Genomic DNA, 19,245 nt, shown 5'->3' on the forward strand with positions numbered 1-19,245 from the left:
CACTGGGCGCATGACCAAGGGCAACAGCACAAAGATCACCGACGAGTTGTACCGCTACGTGCTCGACCACAACCCCCCTCTGGACGAGGTCCAGCGGGGGCTGGTGGCGACGACGTACGAGAAGTTCCCGGACGTCGCCGGCATGCAGTCGGCGGAGGAGCAGGGGCCGCTGCTGGCCTTCCTGGTCCGGCTGACCGGCGCCCGCCACATCGTCGAGATCGGCACCTTCACCGGATTCTCGACCCTGTCGATGGCGCAGGCGCTGCCGGCGGACGGCCGGATCGTCGCCTGCGACGTCTCGCGGGAGTGGACGGCGTACGGGCGTGAGGCCTGGGAGGCGGCGGGCGTCGCCGACCGCATCGACCTGCGGATCGCCCCGGCGCTAGAGACGCTGCGCGCCATGCCGCTGGAGCCGCACGTCGACATGGCCTACGTGGACGCCGACAAGGAGAGCCAGATCGCGTACTGGGAAGAGCTCGTTCCGCGACTGCGCCCGGGCGGGCTGATCGTCACGGACAACACCCTCTTCCACGGCACGGTCCTGGACGAGGCCGCGACGGGCTCGGCGGCGGGAGTCCGCGCGTACAACGAGCACGTCGCGGCGGACACCCGCATGGAGTCGGTCCTGCTGGCGATCTCGGACGGCCTCACCCTGTCGCGCAAGCGCTAGCGCCGTCGCGCGTCGCCGTCGGACACGGCCTAGCAGCAGCCTCCGCCACCGCAGCAGCCCCCGCCGGACGGGGCGGGGGCGCTGCTGGTCCCGCCCACGGCGACGGCGGAGAGCAGCTTCACGGTGTCGGCGTGGCCGGCCGGGCAGTCGGCCGGAGCGGAGGACTCCGCCATGGGCCGGCTGACTTCGAACGTGTCTTCGCAGGTCCGGCAGCGGAATTCGTAACGAGGCATGGCCCCAGGCTACCCACGGACGGTGGGACGTCCTAGACGCCGTGACCCTGGACGCCGCGACCGAGCCGGGCGGCGGCCTGCGCGGCGGCCCGGTCCTCGCGGGCGGCCTGCTCGGGGTTGCGGGCCCGCCAGTACGGATTGTCGTGCGGCAGGGCGCTGCCCACCCGCCCGTACATCCCGAACCACATCAGCATCACGCCGACGACGAAACTGAACAGCACGTTCTGGATCTTGAACGCCAGGAAGTTCATACCGGTGTCCAGCAGGGCCAGGTTCACGAACCCGCTGACGATGAAGGCGATCCCCAGCACGATGTTGAGGGTGGAGGCGAAGTTCCCGCCGATCGCCATCCCGGCGAGGAGCAGCAGACCGATGCAGATCGACAGCACGCTCAGCGCGCCGTTGGTGTTCAGCGCGAGCACCGTGGCACCGCCGGTGTCGAAGAACCCGATCCGGTCGATCAGCCCGAGGATCCCGAAGACGATCAGCAGCAGCCCCATCAGCCCCGCGCCCACCCGGTAGACCTGGATGAGCTTGTGGTCGGTGGGCAGGTGCTCGTCGAGCCGGGCGTTGACGGGACGCGCGACGCGCCGCACCAGGTACGGCACGTGCGGTGCGGGCAGCTCGATCGGCCCGTGGGACACGTACGGCGCGTAGTGCTCGTGGGGCTCGTGGCACCCGTAGGCCGCGTGCGGCGCGTTCACGGGGGGTGCGGTCGTGCGGGGCGCCGTCGTGCGGGTTGTGGTCGTGCGCGGTGCGCCGGGCGCACGAGAGGTGTGCGAAACATGGGCAGCCATCACGCCCTCCTCTTCCAGCCACCTCCAAGCATCCGCCCGGGGCCCCGCTGCGACAAACGCGGGTGCGACAAACGCGGGCCTCGCCGGCCGCCCTCGCCCGCCCGCGCGACGGGCGCGGACTCAGCCGCTCCCGCGCCCGCCGCGGATGTCGGAGACGACCCGGCCCACGTCCTGCCGCACCTGCTCCATCTCCTGGAGGAAGTGCCAGTAGTCCGGGTGCCGCTCCTCCAGCCCGGCGAGCGCCCGCTCCATCCGGGCCACCGACTCGTCCAGCGGCCGCGCGTGCCGCGGATCGGGCACACTGCGCCCCTCCATCGCCAGCCGCTGCGCGTCCCGGATCGCGAACCGGGTCCGCTGCACCTCCGCCTGCGGGTCCCGCGCCACGGCCTCCAGCCGCGACAGCCGGTCCTGCGCCGCCGACACCGCCTCGTCGGTGGCGTCCAGCGCACCCCGGACCGCCTCGACCAGCGCCGAGACGTCCGCCCAGCGCTGCTCCTCGCGGGCCCGCGCGGCCTCCTTCAGCTGCTCCTCGGCCCGCGCCACGTCCCGTACGGCCTGCTCCGGCACGTGCTGGAGGTCCTGCCAGCACGCGGCACTGAAACGCCGGCGCAGCTCGCTCAGGACCGGATCCACCCGGTCCGCCCGATTGCGCAGCGCCTGCGCCCGCGTCCGCAGGCTCACCAGGCGCCGGTCGATCTCCGCGGCCCGCTCGGGGAGCCGCTCCACCTCGGCCCGTATCGCCTCCGCGTCCCGCAGGATCCGGTCCGCGCGCTGGACGGTCTCCTGTACGCCGTGCTGCGCGGCGCCCTGGTTCAGCAAGGTCAGCTCGGGCCCGAGCGCGGCCAGCCGCGCCGCGAACTCGTCGGCCCGCATCCCCTTGCCGCGCACCTCGTCCAGCGCCGTGCTCGCCGCGAGCAGCGCGGCCCGGGCCCGCTCCCGGGCGGGCGCCACCCGCGCCAACTGCGTCTCGGCCTTGTCCAGCAGCGGCTGCAGCCCCTGCGCGAACCGGTCCAGCTCGCCCTTGACCCGTACGAGCTCCTCGCGCGCCCGCGTCAGCTGCTCCCGCGCCCGCGCGGCGACGGACCCCTCCAGGTCGACGCGGTCGAGGTCGTGCGCGTCCACGGCCTCGATGTACACGTGGCTGACCTGGTCGATGCGCTGCCCGAGCGCGGCGAAGCCCTCCCCGGCCTGCCGGGCCGCCGGCGACCCGTCGGCGGCCGCGATGGTCTCCATGGAGATCCGCAGATCCCGCTGCGCGGTGTCCAGCTCGTAGAAAGCGGCCGCGGCGGCATCCTTCGCCGCCTGCGCATCCGCCCGCCGACTCTCGTCCCGCCCGCCGAACCACCGCCGGGATGCCGTCGTCACAATCCCTCTCCCGTACCGCCTCCGCCATGCCCCGGTCCATTCTCTCCCACGGATGCGGGTTTGCGTGGGGGGTGCGCCTGCCATGTAGGCTGTCCACTCATCCACGGGTGTGTAGCTCAGGGGTAGAGCGCTGCTCTTACAAAGCAGATGTCGGCGGTTCGAAACCGTCCACGCCCACCATGGAGATACGTGCACGGCCCCCCGACTGATCCTGGTCGGGGGGCCGTTCCGTTTTCCGGGGTGTGGTGATCCGCAGGCGCGGCAACTCGCGGGTGTGAGCGGGGAGTTCGGCGGGGTTGGGGGGTTGACGGGGGGTTTGGGGGGCGTGGGATCGTCGGGGGATGGGTGAGTGGGTGGCGGGGGGTGCCGGGCTGCTGGCCGTCGTGGGCGCCGGCGTGGCGTACGTACTGCTGGACCGGGTGGCCCGGGAGGGGTTCGAGCGGCGGCGGGATGCCGAGCGGGTGCGGTTGCTGGCGCAGGTGGCCGAGCCCCCGGCGGACACGGGGGACCCGAAGTACGCCGATGTCGGGGGGCTGCCGGCTCCGCGGCGGGACGGGCACGGGGACGCCGAGTTCACGTCCGTGCTGGTCGAGTACTACGCCTACGGGCTGACGCAGGCGCGCAGCAGCTTCGTCACCAGCCAGCGGTTCGCCGGGGTGGGGGCCGCCATCCTGCTGCTCGGGGTGGCGCTCGCCGTGTGGAAGGCCGAGAGCAGCGGCGAGCTGTACCTCGGGGTGGTCACGAGCTCGGTGGGGCTGGTGATCACGCTCGTCGGGCAGCTGTTCCACCGGCGGGCCGATGCGGCGCTCCGGCACATGGCCGCCCAGACGGCCTCCCTGCGCGAGGACCGGCGGGCCGCCGCGTCGATGCAGCGGGCCGTCGAGCTGCTGGAGGAGGTCGCCGACCCGGTGCTGCGGGCGCGCTTGCAGGCGGGTCTGATCATGAAGTTGTCCGGCGCCGAGCTGCCCCAGTAGCGCGATAGTGGGTGTATGTGCCGTTCCATTAAGACCCTGCGCCCGCCCGCCCTCCCCGAGAAGGCCACGGAGGAGGAGATCCGCGCCGCCGCCCTGCAGTACGTACGGAAGGTGTCCGGCTTCCGGGCGCCCGCCGCCCACAACCAGGAGGTCTTCGAGGCCGCCGTGGAGGCGATCGCCGAGGCGACGCGGGACCTGCTGGAGGGTTTGCAGGTCAGGGGCGCTGCCGCCACTGCCACCGCCACCGCCTAGACGTGTGGGTCAGGTGAGGCGGGAGCGGCGGCGGAGGAGCCAGACGCCGGTGCCCAGGGCGCCTGCGGCCAGGGTGGCGCCGAGGGCGATCTGGCCGGGGCTCATCGCGCCGACGCTGCCGCCCAGCCCGCCGCGGGCCGCGCCGGAGGTGACCTGGAGGGAGGCGGTGGCGCGCTGACCGCCGGAGCCGCCGCACTCGAACGTCACCGTGTACGTTCCGGTGGCGGTGTTGGTGGAGACGGTGGCGCTGCCGAAGAGGTTGGTGGCTTCGAGATTGCCCGGGGTCAGCCGTACGTTCCCGAAGGCGCTGGACGAGGCCGTCCCGGTCTTGGTCCCGCAGCCCGTGACGTTCAGGCTGACGCGGCCCCCCGGGGCGACGGCCGTGGGGGAGACGCTGCCGGACGGGGAGGCGCCACCGGCATGGGCGACCGTGGCGGGCGTGGCCGCGGCGAGGAGGAGGGCCGCGGCCGCGACCCCCTTCAGGAGGCGGCGGTTCGGCGGCTGGGCGAGCGGAGTGGCGGGCATGGAGAGAACTCCTCGGGCTCCTCGAAACGGCGCGGCCAGGGCACGGATGTGACGCGGATTCGGTTGCGCGCCGTGCAGTGGACGTTAGGAGCCCGGGCCCGGGGCGGCGATCGGGGCCGGGTGAACGGGTGAGCCGCTGCTCCGCCCGGGGGAACGGGCGGCCGGTCGCTAGGCTGCCGGGGCCGCCGTAGGGACGGGGCGGCGGATGACGAAGGCCGCCAGGGCGCCCGCGGCGAAGAGGGCGATCACGGAGACCGCCGTGCCGAGCCAGGTGGCGCCGAGCCACTGGGTGCCGAAGTAGCCGAGGGCCACGCTGTACCCGGCCCACGCCATGCCCGCCAGCACCGACCAGGGCAGGAACTCCATGACCTTGCGGTGGGTCTTGCCCGCGCCGAGGGACACCACCGAGCGGCCGGCCGGGGCGAAGCGGGCGATCACCACCAGGGCACCGCCGCCACGGGCCAGGGCCGTGCCCAGGCGTTCGTGGGCGCGGGTCAGCCGACGGGACCGGGCGATCGCACGGTCCAGCCGGGCCCCGCCGCGCCGGGCCAGCCGGAATGCGGCCATGTCACCCAGTACCGACGAGGTCGTGGCGATCACCAGCAGCGCGAGGATGTCCGGCACCTGCGCCGGAACCGCCACGGGCACCGGACCCGCCGCACCGGCGGCCGCGGCGGCCGCCGCGGCGGTGATCACCAGAACCCCGCTGGGCAGCACCGGCAGGAAGACGTCGAGCACGATGGACACCGCCACCACGGCGTAGATCCACGGGCTCGCGGTCAGCGACCCCAGCGTCTCAAACAAGGCGGGACTCCCCAGTCCGGTTGACGTGCTGCGGCATGAAGCGCCGCGACGTCGCGGGGAGCGGCAGGAGCGGCAGGAGCTGCTTGACAGCCATACAGCGTACGCCGGGCGTTGGTGCGCCGTATGCCCGGGGGCTGCCCGGGTGCACAGTGTGTCAGCTCGGGCCGTAGGCACCCTCCGTGCCGCCGCCCGGCCCCGCCGCCGACGCCGTCGCTGCCGTCGACGTCAGCTCCCGGTCCAGCACCGTCACCAGCCGGGCGGTCCGCTGCCCCTTCCGGGCCTTGTGCGCCTGGTCCAGCCGGAGCCGGGCCGAACGGCCCGCCAGCGCCAGCGTCATCAGCTGGTTCCCGAACCACGGCCCGCCCGTACGCCGCCAGCTCAGCGGAGGCCTGCCCGTCCGCCCGTGCCGCGAGAACCCGCGCCCCAGCCATCGGCCCGTCCGCGACCAGCCCAGCCGGAAGCCCCACTTCACCGCCGCGTGGATCGAGTTGTGCACCGGGGAGCACGTCAACTGGAAAACCCGCGCCGTGCTGGGTATGCGCGGCTCGGCCACATACGCGTGATGCACGTCCCCCGACAGCACGCACACCGTCGCCGGTGCCCGCGGCCCCGTCCCCACCTCCTCGATCAGATCGCTCAGCGCCGCGAAGGAGGCCGGGAACGCCGCCCAGTGCTCCAGATCGCTGCGCCGCCGCAGATCCTCCCCGATCCGCGCCCACCGCGGCCCCCGCTCGCCGCGGCACAACGCGGCGTTCCACGTCTCCGCGTCATGGATCAGCGGGGGCATCAGCCACGGCAGCGACGACCCGATGAGGAGGTGGTCGTAACCGCCGTGCCCGGCGAGGGCGTTGTCACGGAGCCACTGCTGCTCCGCGGGGTCGAGCATCGCCCGCCCGCCCTCGGCCAGCACCCGCGCCGCCCGCGTGTCCACCATCAGCAGCCGCGAGCGGCCGAAGTCCCGCCGGTAGCTCCAGCGCACCGAGCTCGGATCGGCATCGGCCGCGGCGGCGAAGGCCCGCAGGGCGTCGGTACCGTCCGGGGCCGCCCGTACGGCTTCGTACAGCGGATCGGCCGCGAGCTCGGCCGGCGAGAGGTTCCCCAGGTGCTGGTACACCCAGTACGACATCAGCCCGCTGAGCACCCGCTCCGGCCACCAGGGCGTCGCCCGCATCTCCGCCAGCCAGGCCGCGCTCGTGTTCCAGTCGTCCACGACGTCGTGGTCGTCGAATATCTGCAGGCTGGGGACGGTGGACAGCAGCCAGCGAATCTCCGGGTCGAGCCAGGACTCGTAATACAGCCGCGTGTACTCCTCGTAGTCCGCGACCTGGGCGCCGGGAGGCTCGCGCAGGTCCCGCCTCGCCGCGAGCCACCGTCTGGTCTCCTGCGACAGCTGGTCCGCATACACCTGGTCGCCCAGCAGGAGGAGCACATCCGGCCGCACCTCGTCCGGATCGGCCGCCAGGCGCGCGGCGAGCGTATCGAGGGCGTCCGGACCGTGCGGCCCGTGCCGGCCGGCCGGCGGCGCGGCCTGCCGGCACGAGCCGAAGGTCAGCCGCAGCCCCGGGGCCGGCCGCCCGGCAGCGGCGACGGCGGGCGTGGTGATCGTGCTCGGCGGGAAGGCCGTGCCCGGCAGGGGCCAGACGCGCACGCCGTCGAGCAGCACCTCGTACGCCGTGGTGCTCCCCGGGGCCAAGCCGGTCACGGGCACCAGGGCGTAGTGGTGCCCGGCGATCTGGAAGGTGCGCACGCTGCCGCCGGCCCCGTCGGCGCACCGCACCTCGGCCTGACAGGGGCGGTCGGCCTCGATCCATATCGTGGCCGAACCGCCTGTGTCCCAGTCGACGTAGCGAAGCAGTGGCCCCAGACGCAACCCGGCCATGCAACTCCCCCTCCTCCGTAGCCCCTTCGATCACGGTACGACGGAGGAGGGGGGCGTGACCTCCCCCTGGCGGGGGAGAGGGCGGGTGAATGGGCGGTGGGTGGGCGTGGGCGTGGGGTGTGGAGCGGGGGTGGGTGGAGCGTGGGTGGGGGGCGTGGGGCGTGGGTCGGTGGGGTGTTGTGGGTGGTTCGGGTGCCGTTTCAGCCGCCGTTTCAGCAGCCGTTGAGGATGCCCACCAGGGCCGACTTCTCGCCGGAGTCCATGCTCAGGCCCCAGTACTGCTTCACCTCGACCCACATCCGGGCGTAGGTGCAGCGGTAGGCGGTCCGCGACGGCAGCCACTTGCCCGGGTCTTGGTCGCCCTTGGCCTGGTTGACGTTGTCCGTCACCGCGATGAGCTGCGGGCGGGTGAGGTCGTTGGCGAACTGCTGGCGCTTGGAGGTGGTCCAGGAAGCGGCGCCGGAGCGCCAGGCCTCGGCGAGCGGGACGACGTGGTCGATGTCGAGGTCGGCGGCGTTGGTCCAGGTGGCGCCGTCGTACTCGGAGTACCAGCTGCCGCTCACGGCGGCGCAGGCGGAGTCGGTGACGACGCCGACGCCGTCGCGCTTGAGGACGGTCTCGCGGGTGTTGCAGGTGCCGGAGACGGTGCTCCAGTGCGGGAACAGGCTGCGGCTGTATCCGCTGAGGGACCCTTCCGTCTTCGGCGTGACCGTGGCGAGGTAGGAGCGGGCGGCCGCGGCGCTGATGGGGGCGGGCGGGGCGGCCTGGGCGGCGGGCGCGCTCACGAGGGAGGTGAGGGCGGCGAGCGTGGCGGCTGACGCGAGCACGCCAATTCGACGCGCGTAGACGCGGGGTATGAAGGTCTTGAGGGCCATGAGGGGGGCTCCCTGGATGCGGGGGTTTGTGGCCGGTCAGCCCCGAAGGGGCGCGGCCATGGTGGCGGCGCCGGATTGCGTGGCGGCGGGCGCAAGGTTACAGGTTTGCGACATGCGCACGTCACGTCTGGGGCGGACAACTTCCGAGGGGGAAACGGAAGTTGGGCTTCCAGGGGGAGGGGTGGGGAGGGATGGGGCGGGAGCGGAGGGGTGAGGGGGTGGTCGGCTCGGCGGGGGCCCGGGCTGCGTCGGCGGGTCGTCGGCGGGTGGGTGCGGCTGCCTCGGGACCAACGGCCTATTTCGGGCCGGGGAGGGCGTCGCGTATCCTGTGGAGTGCAGAAGGGGAGTAGCTCTTCGCCGGACCGTCGACATACTGCTGGGTCACCCCAGCCGGCGCCCGGAGGCAGGCCGCGTTCAGCGGTCGGCCAGCGAGACCTTCGGCCGCAGTGTCCTGTTCTTGTTCATCTGCACCCGTCCATGCCGGGTGCGTGGACGCAGTCAGGGCGCCGCCGAGCCGAAGCGACCCCTGAAACACCCTGGTCTCTCGGTATCGATGGCGTCCTGCCCGACCGATTGAGGTTCCGCCCCGTGTTCAGCAGTACCTTCAGCATCACTGTCACGGCGATCGCCTTCGGAGTCGTCTTCCTCGCGGAGCTCCCCGACAAGACGGCCCTCGCCGGACTGATGCTCGGCACCCGCTACCGCGCCTCGTACGTCTTCGCAGGTGTCGCCGCCGCCTTCGCCGTGCACGTCGCACTCGCCATCGCCGCGGGCAGCGTGCTCACCCTTCTCCCGCACCGGCTCGTCCAGGCCGTCGTCGGCGTCCTCTTCCTCGCGGGCGCGGCCATGCTGCTCCTGAAGAAGAGCGACGGGGACGAGGAGGTCAAGGCACCCGCCGACCAGTCCTTCTGGAAGGTTTCGGGGGCCGGATTCATGCTGATCCTGGTGGCCGAGTTCGGTGACCTGACCCAGATCATGACCGCGAACCTCGCCGCGCGGTACGACAACCCCGTCTCGGTCGGCCTCGGCGCCGTCCTGGCGCTGTGGGCGGTCGCGGGCATCGGCATCCTGGGTGGCAAGACCCTGATGAAGTACGTGCCGCTGCGCCTGATCACGAAGGTCGCGGCGGGTGTCATGGCGGCGCTGGCCGCGTTCTCGCTGTATGAGGCGATTGCGGGCTGACGGGTCGGGGGGTGGGTCGGGATCTGGTGGGGCGGGGTCGGGTTGGCTGGCGGGGCTTCGGGGGGCGGGATCCCCGACTCGGGATCAGAGAGGGTCCGGGGGCGTCCCGTCAGTCCACTGTCCTTCCGTGTCGGGTCGGTCCGTCAAGGGCGCTCACTTCGTTCGCGTCGCTTCGCGATGGCCTTCGGCCACCCTTGACCGACCGCCCCGCCCCGGAATGCCATAAGACTGCCGGGAAGCCCCCGAAGGAATGGCCGGGAGGTCAAGCGAGGGATGAGGCCCCTTGAGATGCCGATCGGGATCTCCCGTTCATCCGTGCCCCATTTCCCGGCACCACCAGGCCCGGCCATGACGGGGGGCGCGTCAGATCGCTACGCGCTTCTCACGTCTCGGCGACTGACGACCGCCTGTGGCTGGACATAGGCCGCCCAGACGGAGTCCGTGGATGGCCATGTCGGCGTCTGCGGCCTGTTCCTGGGCGTAGAGCGGGCCGGCCTTGGGTGCAGAAGGAGACCAGCGGGATGGACAAGAGGTCGAACGGGACGGGTACGGGGTCGAAGGGGATGGTCACGAGGTCTAGCGGGGTGGTCAAGAGGCCCAGCGGGGCGGGCATGAGGCCGAACGGGACGGATGAGGGGCTCGGCGGGGCAGGCGAGCGGCCTGGCGGGGGCGGAATGGGGCCCATGCGGGTGGACAAGCGGCCTGGCGGGGGCGGAATGAGGCCCATGGGGGCGGACAAGCGCCCGGCAGGGGCGGAATGAGGCCCATCGGGACGGAATGGGGCGGTGAGGGGGTGAGTGGGAGCCTGATGCCGGACTTTCCAACCTCTCGGTCAGGCAAGGCCCCTTGCAGGCCTCGACCGGCCACCAAAAGGGACAAACAACCCGCTGTCGCAGGCCGGGAGACATCCGGATCCGTCGTGGGCGGCTTATGTCCGGCCACAGGCGGTCGTCGGACGCTATGCCGAGAGGAGCGCGTAGCGATCTGCCGCGTCACCCCGCGCTCCACGCGCATCTCATCGCTGCCGGGTGCAGGGAGGGGGCTGCCAGGGCGGGGGATCGGCGTCCCTGACGCGGGCATGTGGATGACTGTCCCCCTGACCGTTCCTTCGGGGGCTTCCCGGCAGTCTTATGGCATTCCGGGGCGGGCCGGGCAGTCAAGGGTGGCCGAAGGCCATCGCGAAGCGACGCGAACGAAGTGAGCGCCCTTGACGGCCCGGACCGACACGGAAGGACAGTGGACTGCCGGGAAACCCCCGAACCCTCCACAACCCCGAGCCGGGGATCCCGCCCCCCATACCGCCCCGCCGTCCCGACCCCGCTCGTCGGGGTACCGCCCCCCACCCCGCCCCGCCGTCCCGACCCCGCCCCGGGGGTACCGCCCCCCGTACCGCCCCGCCGTCCCGACCCCGTCCGGCCCGAGGCCCGCCCCGGTGGCCCGGTCCGCCTTACGGCCTCGGCGCCGGCGCCGGTGCCGGCGTCGCCGGCGGCGTCAGCGTCAGTTCGATCCGGCCGCCCTCGGTCGTGGTCACCCTGATCGACGTGAGGTCGTGGACGTGCGCCGTCGGGGCGTGGGCCGCGGCCCGGGGGCCTATGCCGATCACGCGCATGCCCGCCGCCAGGCCGGCGGCGATGCCTGCCGCCGAGTCCTCGAACACGATGCAGTCGGCGGGGTCGACGCCCAGCTCGGCCGCGCCCATGAGGAAGCCCTCGGGGTCGGGCTTGCTGGCCTTGACGGACTCGGCCGTGACCCGTACCTCGGGCATGCGCAGGCCGGCGGCGGTCATCCGGGCCGTGGCCAGGGCCGCGTCGGCCGAGGTGACCAGGGCGTGCGGCAGCCCGTCGATCGCCGCCATGAACTCCGCCGCTCCGCCGATCGGGACCACGCCGTCGGTGTCGGCGGTCTCGCGGGCGAGCATCACGGTGTTCTCGGCGTAATTGAGCTCCATCGGGCGCTCCGGCAGGAGGATGGCCATCGTGGCGTAGCCCTGCCGGCCGTGGACGACCTTCAGGGCTTCCTCCGGGTCCAGCCCGTGGGCGACCGCCCAGTCCCGCCAGCAGCGTTCGACCACCGCGTCCGAGTTGACGAGGGTGCCGTCCATGTCCAGGAGCAGGGCCTTGGCGGTGAGGACGGCGGGGGCGGTGGTCGTGGTGGTGCTGGCCGACATCGGCGGTGCTCCAGACGGGGCGGGAAAGAGAACAAGCGGTTCCGCCCACCGGTCAGGGGTTGCGGGCGGAACCACTTTGTTCCTACACGATACAAAACCGGGGGCGGTCTGCGCCACTCCGCGTCACCGGCCCCCTCCGCGAGCGATCAGCCCGTGCCCTCCAAGGCCCGCCGGGTTTCCGGTCCGTAGACGCCCCAGTCGTCGTCGATGCCGTTCTGCGACTGGAAATCCGAGACGGCGTTCTCCGTACGGCTGTCGAACCGGCCGTTGATCTTCCCGCGGTAGTAGCCCCGCCCCGCCAGCAGCCGCTGCATCTTCTCCACCTCCGCGCCCGAGTCCCCGTACCGCAGCGTCGGAGCCTTCGGCGGGGCGGAGCTCGGTGCGCGGCTCGGGCTCGTCGACGGGGTCGCGGACGGGGATGCCGAGCTGCGGGAGGCCGAGGGCGAGGCGGAGGGGGAAGCGGACTTCGAGGCGCTCGGCGACGCGGAGGCCGAAGCCGACGCCGACGGCGAGGCGGAGCGGGAGGGGCCGCGCGTGGCGCCCGGCTGCGTCGGACCGACCGGGGCCGCGCTCGCGGCGGGTGCCGACGGCTTGGCGTCCAGCAGGACCGTGTCGCCGTCACCGGAGCGGGGGAGCATGCCCAGCGCCAGGGCCGCGGTGCCCACGGCGACCACGGTGCCCGCGCCGGCCAGGACCGTCGGGAGCCGCCGTCGGCGGCCGGGGCGGGGTCGTCTCTCGGGACCCCCGCCCCCGGCCCCCGCCGGGTCGGCCGCCCGCAGGCGGACCGTCTGCGCCGGCCAGCCCGTCTGCGGCGGGGAGTCCGGCCAGGCCACGGGTATGCCGTACGCCGGAGTGTCCTCGCCCGGCGGCGCCTGCGCGCCACCGGCGTACCCGCCCGAAGGGCCGGCCATCACCCCTCGCACCGGCTGAGGGGGCGGCGGGGCGTCGGACGGGCGCGGCTCGGGGAACGTCACGTACGGACGGACGCGCAGTGGCTCGAAACCGGCCCCCGGCGCGCACCCGCAGTCGGCGCCCACGGCGTCGCATTCTGGACAGCGCTCAGCGCTCACTGGAATCCCTCCCTGGCCATTGCCTGCGATTATGCAGACCCTCCGGGGCCCGCCCAACCTGTCCGAGAGGCCATATCCGGCCACACCGCTCAGGATGGACATGTTGATCCGGCCCGAGGAGGAACGGATGGCTCAGGATGTGACCACGGACCCCGCGGAACCCGACCCGGTTCCCGACCCGCAACGGTCCGGCCCGGCCGCCGAACACGCTTCGCGCGAGGTCCTCGTCTCCATCGGGGCCCTGCTGCTCGGCCTGCTGATCGCCGCCCTCGACCAGACCATCGTCTCCACGGCGCTGCCCACGATCGTCAGCGAGCTGGGCGGGATGGAGCACCTGTCCTGGGTCGTCACCGCGTACATGCTGGCCGCCACCGCCGCCACGCCGCTGTGGGGCAAGCTCGGCGACCAGTACGGACGCAAGAAGCTGTTCCAGGGCGCCATCGTGCTCTTCCTCATCGGATCGGCGCTGTGCGGGCTCGCCCAGGACATGCCGCAGCTCATCGGGTTCCGCGCCCTGCAGGGCCTGGGCGGCGGCGGGCTGATCGTGCTGTCGATGGCGATCGTCGGCGACATCGTCCCGCCGCGCGAGCGCGGCAAGTACCAGGGCCTCTTCGGCGCCGTCTTCGGCGCGACCAGTGTCCTCGGGCCGCTGCTGGGCGGTCTGTTCGTCGACAACCTGTCCTGGCGCTGGGTCTTCTACATCAACCTGCCCATCGGCCTCGTCGCCCTCGTCGTCATCGCCGCGGTCCTGCACATCCCCGTGCGGCGGTTGAAGCACACCATCGACTACCTCGGCACGTTCCTCATCGCCTGCGTCGCCACCTGCCTCGTGCTCGTCGCCTCCCTCGGCGGGACCTGGGGCTGGGGCTCGACCCAGATCATCGGACTGGCCGTCCTCGGCGCCGTACTGCTCGCCGTCTTCCTCTTCGTGGAGCGGCGGGCCGTCGAACCCGTCCTGCCCCTGGGACTGTTCCGGATCCGCACCTTCACCCTCTGCTCGGTGATCAGCTTCATCATCGGGTTCGCGATGTTCGGCGCGATGGTCTACCTGCCGACCTTCCTCCAGGTCGTCCAGGGCGTCTCGCCCACCCTGTCCGGCGTCCACATGCTGCCGATGGTGCTGGGCATGCTCATCGCCTCCACCGCCTCCGGCCAGATCGTCAGCCGCACCGGACGCTGGAAGGTCTTCCCGATCGCGGGTACGGGCGTGACGGCGATCGGGCTGCTCCTGCTGCACCAGCTGGAGCGCACCAGCGGCACCTGGGAGATGAGCATCTACTTCTTCGTCTTCGGCACCGGACTGGGTCTGGTCATGCAGGTGCTGGTCCTGGTCGTGCAGAACTCCGTCAGTTACGCCGACCTCGGCGTCGCCACCTCCGGCGCCACCTTCTTCCGTTCCATCGGCGCCTCCTTCGGCGTCGCGATCTTCGGCACGATCTTCACGAACCGGCTCGACGGCAAGCTGGCCACCGCCTTCGCCGGGCTTCCGGTGCCGCCCGGTACGGCCGCGCTGGTCGAGGCCGATCCGCGGGCCATCGGGCGGCTGCCCGTCGAGCTGCGGCCGCGCGTGCTCGACGCGTACGCCTCCTCCATCACCGACGTCTTCCTCTACGCCGTGCCCGTCGTCCTCCTCGCCTTCGTCATCGCCTGGTTCCTCAAGGAGGACGTGTTGCGCGCTTCGGTCACCGCGCCCGACGTCACCGAGACCCTCGCCTCCAACCCCGTCCACCGTTCCTCGCGCGAGGAGGTCGCCCGCGCACTGACCGTCCTCGGCACCCGCGAGGGCCGCCGCCACGTCTACGAGAAGATCACCGAGAAGGCCGGCCTCGACCTGCTGCCCGCCGCGAGCTGGCTGCTGCTGCGGATCAAGAAGTACGGCTCCGCCGATCCCGCGATGCTGGCGGAGCGGACCACCGTGCCGCTGAAGGTGATCACCGACGCCGCGCGACAGCTCGAAGAACGCGGGCTGGCCGTACGGGAGGGGCTGCCGCTGGTCATGACCGAGCGCGGCCGCGAGGAGGCGGAGAAGCTGGCCGACGCCCGCGAGGAGTCGCTCGCCGAACTGCTCGGCGACTGGTGGGGCCCGGACCGGCCGACGGACCTGGTCAAGCTGGTCAAGGAGATCAACGCGGAGCTCTGCGGGTCCGACGCGGAGGAGCCCTACGACTCCGCGGCCCGCCGCGACCACGCCGCGCCCTGACCGAATTCGGATGCCCGCACCACGGATCAGATCAGGGGCTTCTCGAACCAGTGCTCCGCGTACGGGCCCGCGTTGTACGCGGGTATCTCCGCGTAGCCCTCGCGCGCGTACAACGCTCGGGCCTCCACCAGGTCCGAGCGGGTGTCGAGGCGGACCCGCTCGGCGCCCAGGGCGCGGGCGGACGCCTCCAGGGCCGTGAGGAGCGCCGCCCCGCCGCCCGTACCGCGGGCGCGCGGGTCCACGTACACCCTCGTGAGCTCGGCGGTGACGGGGTCGAGCAGCCGTATGCCGCCGCAGGCCCGGGGCGTTCCGGCGAGGCGGCCGACCACGAACCGGCCCGTAGGCGGGGCGAGGCCGTCGGCCGGATCGTCCCGCAGCCCCTCGTCGATCTCGGCCTCCGTGACGGACCGCTTCCAGTACCGGCCGGCGACCTCCGCGTAGTACGCGCGGCGCAGCGCGGTGGCCTCGGGCGTGGCGAAGTGCTCGGCGGAGACGGTCCAGTTGCCGGCCGTCGCGAGGAGGGTGGATCCGGCGCTCATGCTCTCGATGTCCATGGCGCCATTGTGGAGTCCGCGCACTTCCCGCCGCGTGGAATATCCACAGGCACGGACCGATGATAGGAAAAGACGCATATCTCCCACACGGAGGGCGGGAACCGCCATGTCCGAGCACCCTGACGCTGCCCTGATCCGCCGCGGCTACGAGGCCTTCGGCAAGGGCGACATGGAGATGATGGGCACGCTGATGACGGCCGACGTCATCCACCACGTCCCGGGCAGCAATCCCCTCTCCGGCCACCACAAGGGCCGGGAAGCCGTCCTCGACCTGTACCGGAGGCTCGGCGAGGAGACCAACGGCACCTTCCAGGTCGATCTGCACGCGGTGCTGGTCGACGGCCGGGGTCACGTCATGGCCTTCCACACGGCCCGGGGCGACCGCGGGGACCACGGGATCGAGATCCAGGGAGGCCTCTTCTTCACGATCGTCGGCGGGAAGATCACCGACATCGACGAGTGCACGCAGGACATCGACGAGGAGGACCGCTTCTGGGGCTGAGCTCCAGGCCCCGCCCCGCCGGCCGACCTGCTGGGCCGACCCGGCGGCCTACCTGCTGAGCCCAGCCCCGCCGGCCGACCTCCTCGCCGCGCCCCGGTCTCAGCCCTGCGGCTTCGGCGCCGCCTGCTGCACGACCTCGAACGACCACACCGCCGACCCCGAGGCCGCCGGCTTCGGGCGCTCGCCGCCGCCCGCGCCACCGCCCCCACCCTGGTGCGCCGCCTTCATGGGCCCTTCCATCCACGCCTGGAAGTCCTCCTCCGACCGCCACCGCGTGTACACCAGGTACTGGTCCGTGCCCTCGACGGGACGAAGCAGCTCGAACCACTCGAACCCGTCCGAACCCTCCACGGCCCCCGCCCGCGAGGCGAACCGCTGCTCCAGGACTTCCCGCTGCTCAGCGGGGACGGTCAGTGCGTTGATCTTCACGATGCTCATGCACGCCATCCTAGGGATCCCATGCGGGATATCGTCGTCCCAGGTAATGAAGTGGTGCATGAAACGCGGCAGCCAGGCGAAGTCAAGGTTGCGGTCAACAGGGCGGGAGGCCGGCGAGGCGTGGCTAACGCGGCAGAGCACAGCGGTGCGAACGGACATGCCGGGGTCATAGGCGGTAGCGGCAGGCTGGGGGCGGCACGGCTCCTCCTGTGGGCTCTGGCCGGTGTCCTCGCCGTCAGACAGGCGGCCGCGGTGCTGCGCGTGCCACCGGGCGAGTGGCTCAGCGAGTTCCGGCTCCCCAGCGCCTTCCCCGGCTCCCTCTACGACGGCGGCCAGTTCACCGCGACCCCCTTCGCCGGGCTGGTCCTCAAGCCGTTCCTCGGTCTCGCGGCGCCCTCCCTGGAGGTGGCCTGGACCAGCGTGACGCTGCTGTTCGTCGCCGCCATCGGGCTGGTCGCCGCGCGCGGCCTGCCCGACCCCGTGCCCCGGCGCACCGCGCTGCTCGCCGCGCCCGTCCTGGTCGCCCTGATGATGGTGTCCCTGCCGGTCCGCGCGGCCGCCTCGCCGGGCCAGACCGCCGTCCTGCCCGTGCTGCTGGTGCTGCTGGCCGTGTTCCGGGTGCCCGGCGAGCGCCCGGCCGGGTTCCTCGTCGGCCTCGCCGCCGCGCTCCAGCCGGCCCTGCTGCTCTTCGCGCCGCTGCTGTGGGTCACCGGCCGCCGCCCCACCGCCAGGGCCGCCGCCGTGACCTTCGCCGCGGCCACGGCCCTGTCCTGGGCGGCCCTGCCGCGCGACTCCTGGACGTACTGGGTCCACCACCTCGCCGGCACCGGCCTCGGCGGCGCCCCCGACAGCCTCGCCAACCAGTCCGTGCACGGCGCCCTGCTGCGGCTCGGCCTGACCGGCCCCGTCGAGATCCTGCTGTACGTGGCCCTCGCGGGCGTGATCGGCTGGGTCGGCCTGCGCCGCGCCGCCCGCTACGCCCGCGACGGCCAGTTGCTCCTCGCCGTGGCCGTCACCGGCTGCGTCGCCGTCGCCGTGGCGCCGACCGGCTGGCGCCACCAGCTGCTGTGGGTGCTCCTCGCGGTGGCCGGCAAGGTCGGCAAGCGGGCGGCCGACCGGCCCGTGTGGCCGGTGGCCGTGGTGCTCGCCATGACCCTGCCCGCCGACGTGCTGCTGCCCAACCTGGCCGCGCTGGCCCCCGTACGGGACAACGTCCTGCTGCTCGCCGCGCTGGCGGCGGCCTGCGCCGTGCCGTTCCTGCCGCGCTCCTCGCCGTACTGGCGCGAGCCCGTCCCGACCGCGTACGGCCGGCCCGCCGCCGCCCGGTGGTCGCGGGTGCCGCTGATGCCGTTCTGGCGGCGCGTGCTCTCGCGCCCCAACCTGTTGCTGGAGCTGCTCCTGATACGGGTGGGGTACTCCCTGTACTCGCACATCCGGGCCGCCGCACCCAGCAGCCGCAGCCTCGCCGAGGGGCACGGCAGCCAGATCCACGCCGTCGAGCAGGCGCTGGGCATCGACATCGAGCGGGCCGTCAACCACGCCGTGGTGAACACGCCCTGGCTGGAGAAGTTCTTCAACTTCTACTACACGTCGTTCCACTTCGTGGTGCCGCTGACGATCCTGGCGGTCCTGTACTGGCGCAGGCCGGGCGACTACCGCTGGGCCCGCGCCTCGCTGGGGCTGGCCACCGTCCTCGCGCTCATCGGCTTCTGGCTGTACCCGCTGGCGCCCCCGCGGCTGATGCCGGGGCTCGGCTTCATCGACACCGTGCACGGACCGCAGGATCTGGCCAATCCGCAGTACGGGGCCATGACCGCGATCTCCAACCAGTACGCGGCGATGCCTTCGCTGCACTTCGGCTGGTCGCTGTGGTGCGGGATCGTGATCATCATGCTCGCGCCGAAGGGCTGGCAGAAGCTGCTGGGGGCGCTGCACCCGCTGATCACGGTGTGCGCGATCGTCGCCACCGCCAACCACTGGGTGCTCGACGCGGTCGGCGGAGCGGCCGTCGTGAGCGCCGGGTTCGGGCTGGTCTACGTTCTGTCGGGGCCGCGCGGGGCCGTCCTGCCGGCCGGGCTGAGCGTGCCGCGGCCGCGCGAGCCGGAGCGGGTGGGCGCCGTATCCCGTACGCGGGCGTAGGGAACGGCGCGCGGGGGAACCGGTCGCGGGAGGACGGCTCGCGGGTCATCGGGCCCCCGGGCGAGGGCCGCGCGGCCCGATGACCCCGGCAGGGCGACGGGCCGCGGGGACGACGAAGGGGTGCCGGGCGGGTCTCGTACCCGTCCCGGCACCCCTTCGGTGGATCGCCGCGTCCTCAGGATCCGCCGGGTGCGGCCGGTGCGCCACTCGGGCCCGGGGCCCCGGCCAGTCCCGCCACGACGAGGGCGACCGCCGCCTGCGCGGTGTCGGCCTCGCCGATCACGAGCTTCTGGGTCGGGCTCAGGACGCGGAACCGGCCGCCCGGCAGCGGCTCGACCGCCGGCGCCGCCACCTCGAAGGGGTGGCTGGTGCGGGCGCTGAACCACAGGGTGAACCGGGTGGTGAACGGGTAGAGCCGGCGCAGTGACGGTTCTGCGGAAGCGGCCTCGATGAGCGCGAGCACGCCCCGGCTCAAGGCCTGCGAGCTCAAGGCCTGCGAGCCGTCCCGTTCGTGCATCAGCCGCCATGTCGTCGGCAGGCGCTGCCAGCGCGCTTCCACGCAGTCGGCCGCCCCACTTGCCTGAAGATTCATCCGCGCAGTCTGACGGCAGGCAGGCCC

Annotated in this window: 19 protein-coding genes and 1 tRNA gene; 8 read left to right on the forward strand and 12 right to left on the reverse strand. The window is 72.9% G+C overall.

The window, feature by feature from the left end; translation table 11 throughout:
• Positions 1 to 10 precede the first annotated feature (10 nt).
• Positions 11 to 670: an O-methyltransferase gene (locus tag CP980_RS23055; protein ID WP_150528975.1), complete on the forward strand. Its 660-nt coding sequence runs from the start codon at positions 11 to 13 to the stop codon at positions 668 to 670.
• A gap of 29 nt (positions 671 to 699) precedes the next feature.
• Here the strand turns inward: CP980_RS23055 and CP980_RS23060 are convergent, their stop codons facing one another.
• The 3 genes from CP980_RS23060 to CP980_RS23070 form a co-directional block, all read right to left on the reverse strand.
• Positions 700 to 903 carry an FmdB family zinc ribbon protein gene (locus CP980_RS23060; RefSeq protein ID WP_030160452.1) on the reverse strand — a complete coding sequence of 68 codons (204 nt, stop codon included), beginning with the start codon at positions 901 to 903 and terminating at the stop codon, positions 700 to 702.
• Positions 904 to 935: 32 nt separating this feature from the next.
• Positions 936 to 1,700 carry a DUF4383 domain-containing protein gene (locus CP980_RS23065; protein WP_373312940.1) on the reverse strand — a complete coding sequence of 255 codons (765 nt, stop codon included), beginning with the start codon at positions 1,698 to 1,700 and terminating at the stop codon, positions 936 to 938.
• Between the two features lie 120 nt (positions 1,701 to 1,820).
• Positions 1,821 to 3,065 (reverse strand): hypothetical protein, encoded by a 1,245-nt coding sequence (locus tag CP980_RS23070; protein WP_229907221.1) that lies wholly within the window; start codon positions 3,063 to 3,065, stop codon positions 1,821 to 1,823.
• A 105-nt stretch (positions 3,066 to 3,170) separates the two neighbouring features.
• On the opposite strand from CP980_RS23070, the gene CP980_RS23075 reads away from it, so the two are divergent.
• From CP980_RS23075 to CP980_RS23085, 3 genes are all read left to right on the forward strand, one after another.
• Positions 3,171 to 3,245, forward strand: a tRNA-Val gene (locus tag CP980_RS23075).
• 161 nt (positions 3,246 to 3,406) lie between these two features.
• On the forward strand, positions 3,407 to 4,039 hold the full coding sequence (locus tag CP980_RS23080) for a TRADD-N-associated membrane domain-containing protein (protein WP_229907220.1): 633 nt from the start codon (positions 3,407 to 3,409) through the stop codon (positions 4,037 to 4,039).
• Between the two features lie 15 nt (positions 4,040 to 4,054).
• Entirely contained in the window at positions 4,055 to 4,291 is a 237-nt protein-coding gene (locus CP980_RS23085; RefSeq protein WP_150528976.1) for a DUF2277 domain-containing protein, read from the forward strand.
• A 9-nt stretch (positions 4,292 to 4,300) separates the two neighbouring features.
• Here the strand turns inward: CP980_RS23085 and CP980_RS23090 are convergent, their stop codons facing one another.
• The 4 genes from CP980_RS23090 to CP980_RS23105 all read right to left on the reverse strand — a co-directional run bounded on the left by CP980_RS23090 (position 4,301) and on the right by CP980_RS23105 (position 8,356).
• The gene (locus tag CP980_RS23090) at positions 4,301 to 4,816 is read right to left on the reverse strand and encodes a hypothetical protein (RefSeq protein WP_150528977.1); all 516 of its coding nucleotides are present in this window, start codon (positions 4,814 to 4,816) and stop codon (positions 4,301 to 4,303) included.
• Between the two features lie 168 nt (positions 4,817 to 4,984).
• Positions 4,985 to 5,620 carry a DedA family protein gene (locus CP980_RS23095; RefSeq protein WP_150528978.1) on the reverse strand — a complete coding sequence of 212 codons (636 nt, stop codon included), beginning with the start codon at positions 5,618 to 5,620 and terminating at the stop codon, positions 4,985 to 4,987.
• A gap of 154 nt (positions 5,621 to 5,774) precedes the next feature.
• Positions 5,775 to 7,499, reverse strand: a complete 1,725-nt coding sequence (locus CP980_RS23100; protein ID WP_150528979.1) for an alkaline phosphatase D family protein — start codon at positions 7,497 to 7,499, stop codon at positions 5,775 to 5,777.
• 212 nt (positions 7,500 to 7,711) lie between these two features.
• The gene (locus CP980_RS23105; RefSeq protein ID WP_150530329.1) at positions 7,712 to 8,356 is read right to left on the reverse strand and encodes an HNH endonuclease family protein; all 645 of its coding nucleotides are present in this window, start codon (positions 8,354 to 8,356) and stop codon (positions 7,712 to 7,714) included.
• A 606-nt stretch (positions 8,357 to 8,962) separates the two neighbouring features.
• On the opposite strand from CP980_RS23105, the gene CP980_RS23110 reads away from it, so the two are divergent.
• A complete protein-coding gene (locus tag CP980_RS23110; protein ID WP_099892692.1) occupies positions 8,963 to 9,556 on the forward strand; it encodes a TMEM165/GDT1 family protein in 594 nt (197 codons plus the stop codon).
• A gap of 1,447 nt (positions 9,557 to 11,003) precedes the next feature.
• Here the strand turns inward: CP980_RS23110 and CP980_RS23115 are convergent.
• Positions 11,004 to 11,723: an HAD-IA family hydrolase gene (locus CP980_RS23115; RefSeq protein ID WP_150528980.1), complete on the reverse strand. Its 720-nt coding sequence runs from the start codon at positions 11,721 to 11,723 to the stop codon at positions 11,004 to 11,006.
• Between the two features lie 146 nt (positions 11,724 to 11,869).
• On the reverse strand, positions 11,870 to 12,634 hold the full coding sequence (locus CP980_RS23120) for a peptidoglycan-binding domain-containing protein (RefSeq protein ID WP_150528981.1): 765 nt from the start codon (positions 12,632 to 12,634) through the stop codon (positions 11,870 to 11,872).
• A 286-nt stretch (positions 12,635 to 12,920) separates the two neighbouring features.
• Here CP980_RS23120 and CP980_RS23125 point away from each other — a divergent pair, with 286 nt between their 5' ends.
• Entirely contained in the window at positions 12,921 to 14,993 is a 2,073-nt protein-coding gene (locus CP980_RS23125) for an MDR family MFS transporter (RefSeq protein ID WP_132755594.1), read from the forward strand.
• A gap of 26 nt (positions 14,994 to 15,019) precedes the next feature.
• On the opposite strand, the gene CP980_RS23130 is transcribed toward CP980_RS23125, so the two are convergent.
• Complete coding sequence (locus CP980_RS23130) at positions 15,020 to 15,532, reverse strand: GNAT family N-acetyltransferase (RefSeq protein ID WP_150530330.1); 513 nt, start codon at positions 15,530 to 15,532, stop codon at positions 15,020 to 15,022.
• Between the two features lie 121 nt (positions 15,533 to 15,653).
• On the opposite strand from CP980_RS23130, the gene CP980_RS23135 reads away from it, so the two are divergent.
• On the forward strand, positions 15,654 to 16,049 hold the full coding sequence (locus CP980_RS23135; RefSeq protein ID WP_132755596.1) for a nuclear transport factor 2 family protein: 396 nt from the start codon (positions 15,654 to 15,656) through the stop codon (positions 16,047 to 16,049).
• 99 nt (positions 16,050 to 16,148) lie between these two features.
• On the opposite strand, the gene CP980_RS23140 is transcribed toward CP980_RS23135, so the two are convergent.
• Positions 16,149 to 16,487 carry an antibiotic biosynthesis monooxygenase family protein gene (locus CP980_RS23140; RefSeq protein ID WP_099895713.1) on the reverse strand — a complete coding sequence of 113 codons (339 nt, stop codon included), beginning with the start codon at positions 16,485 to 16,487 and terminating at the stop codon, positions 16,149 to 16,151.
• 120 nt (positions 16,488 to 16,607) lie between these two features.
• Here CP980_RS23140 and CP980_RS23145 point away from each other — a divergent pair, with 120 nt between their 5' ends.
• Entirely contained in the window at positions 16,608 to 18,626 is a 2,019-nt protein-coding gene (locus tag CP980_RS23145; RefSeq protein ID WP_150528982.1) for a bifunctional glycosyltransferase 87/phosphatase PAP2 family protein, read from the forward strand.
• Positions 18,627 to 18,801: 175 nt separating this feature from the next.
• Here CP980_RS23145 and CP980_RS23150 read toward each other — a convergent pair whose 3' ends face one another.
• Entirely contained in the window at positions 18,802 to 19,218 is a 417-nt protein-coding gene (locus tag CP980_RS23150; RefSeq protein WP_150528983.1) for a DUF6193 family natural product biosynthesis protein, read from the reverse strand.
• Positions 19,219 to 19,245 lie beyond the last annotated feature (27 nt).

Origin of the sequence: Streptomyces vinaceus (assembly GCF_008704935.1) — a bacterium.
Taxonomy (GTDB): domain Bacteria; phylum Actinomycetota; class Actinomycetes; order Streptomycetales; family Streptomycetaceae; genus Streptomyces; species Streptomyces vinaceus.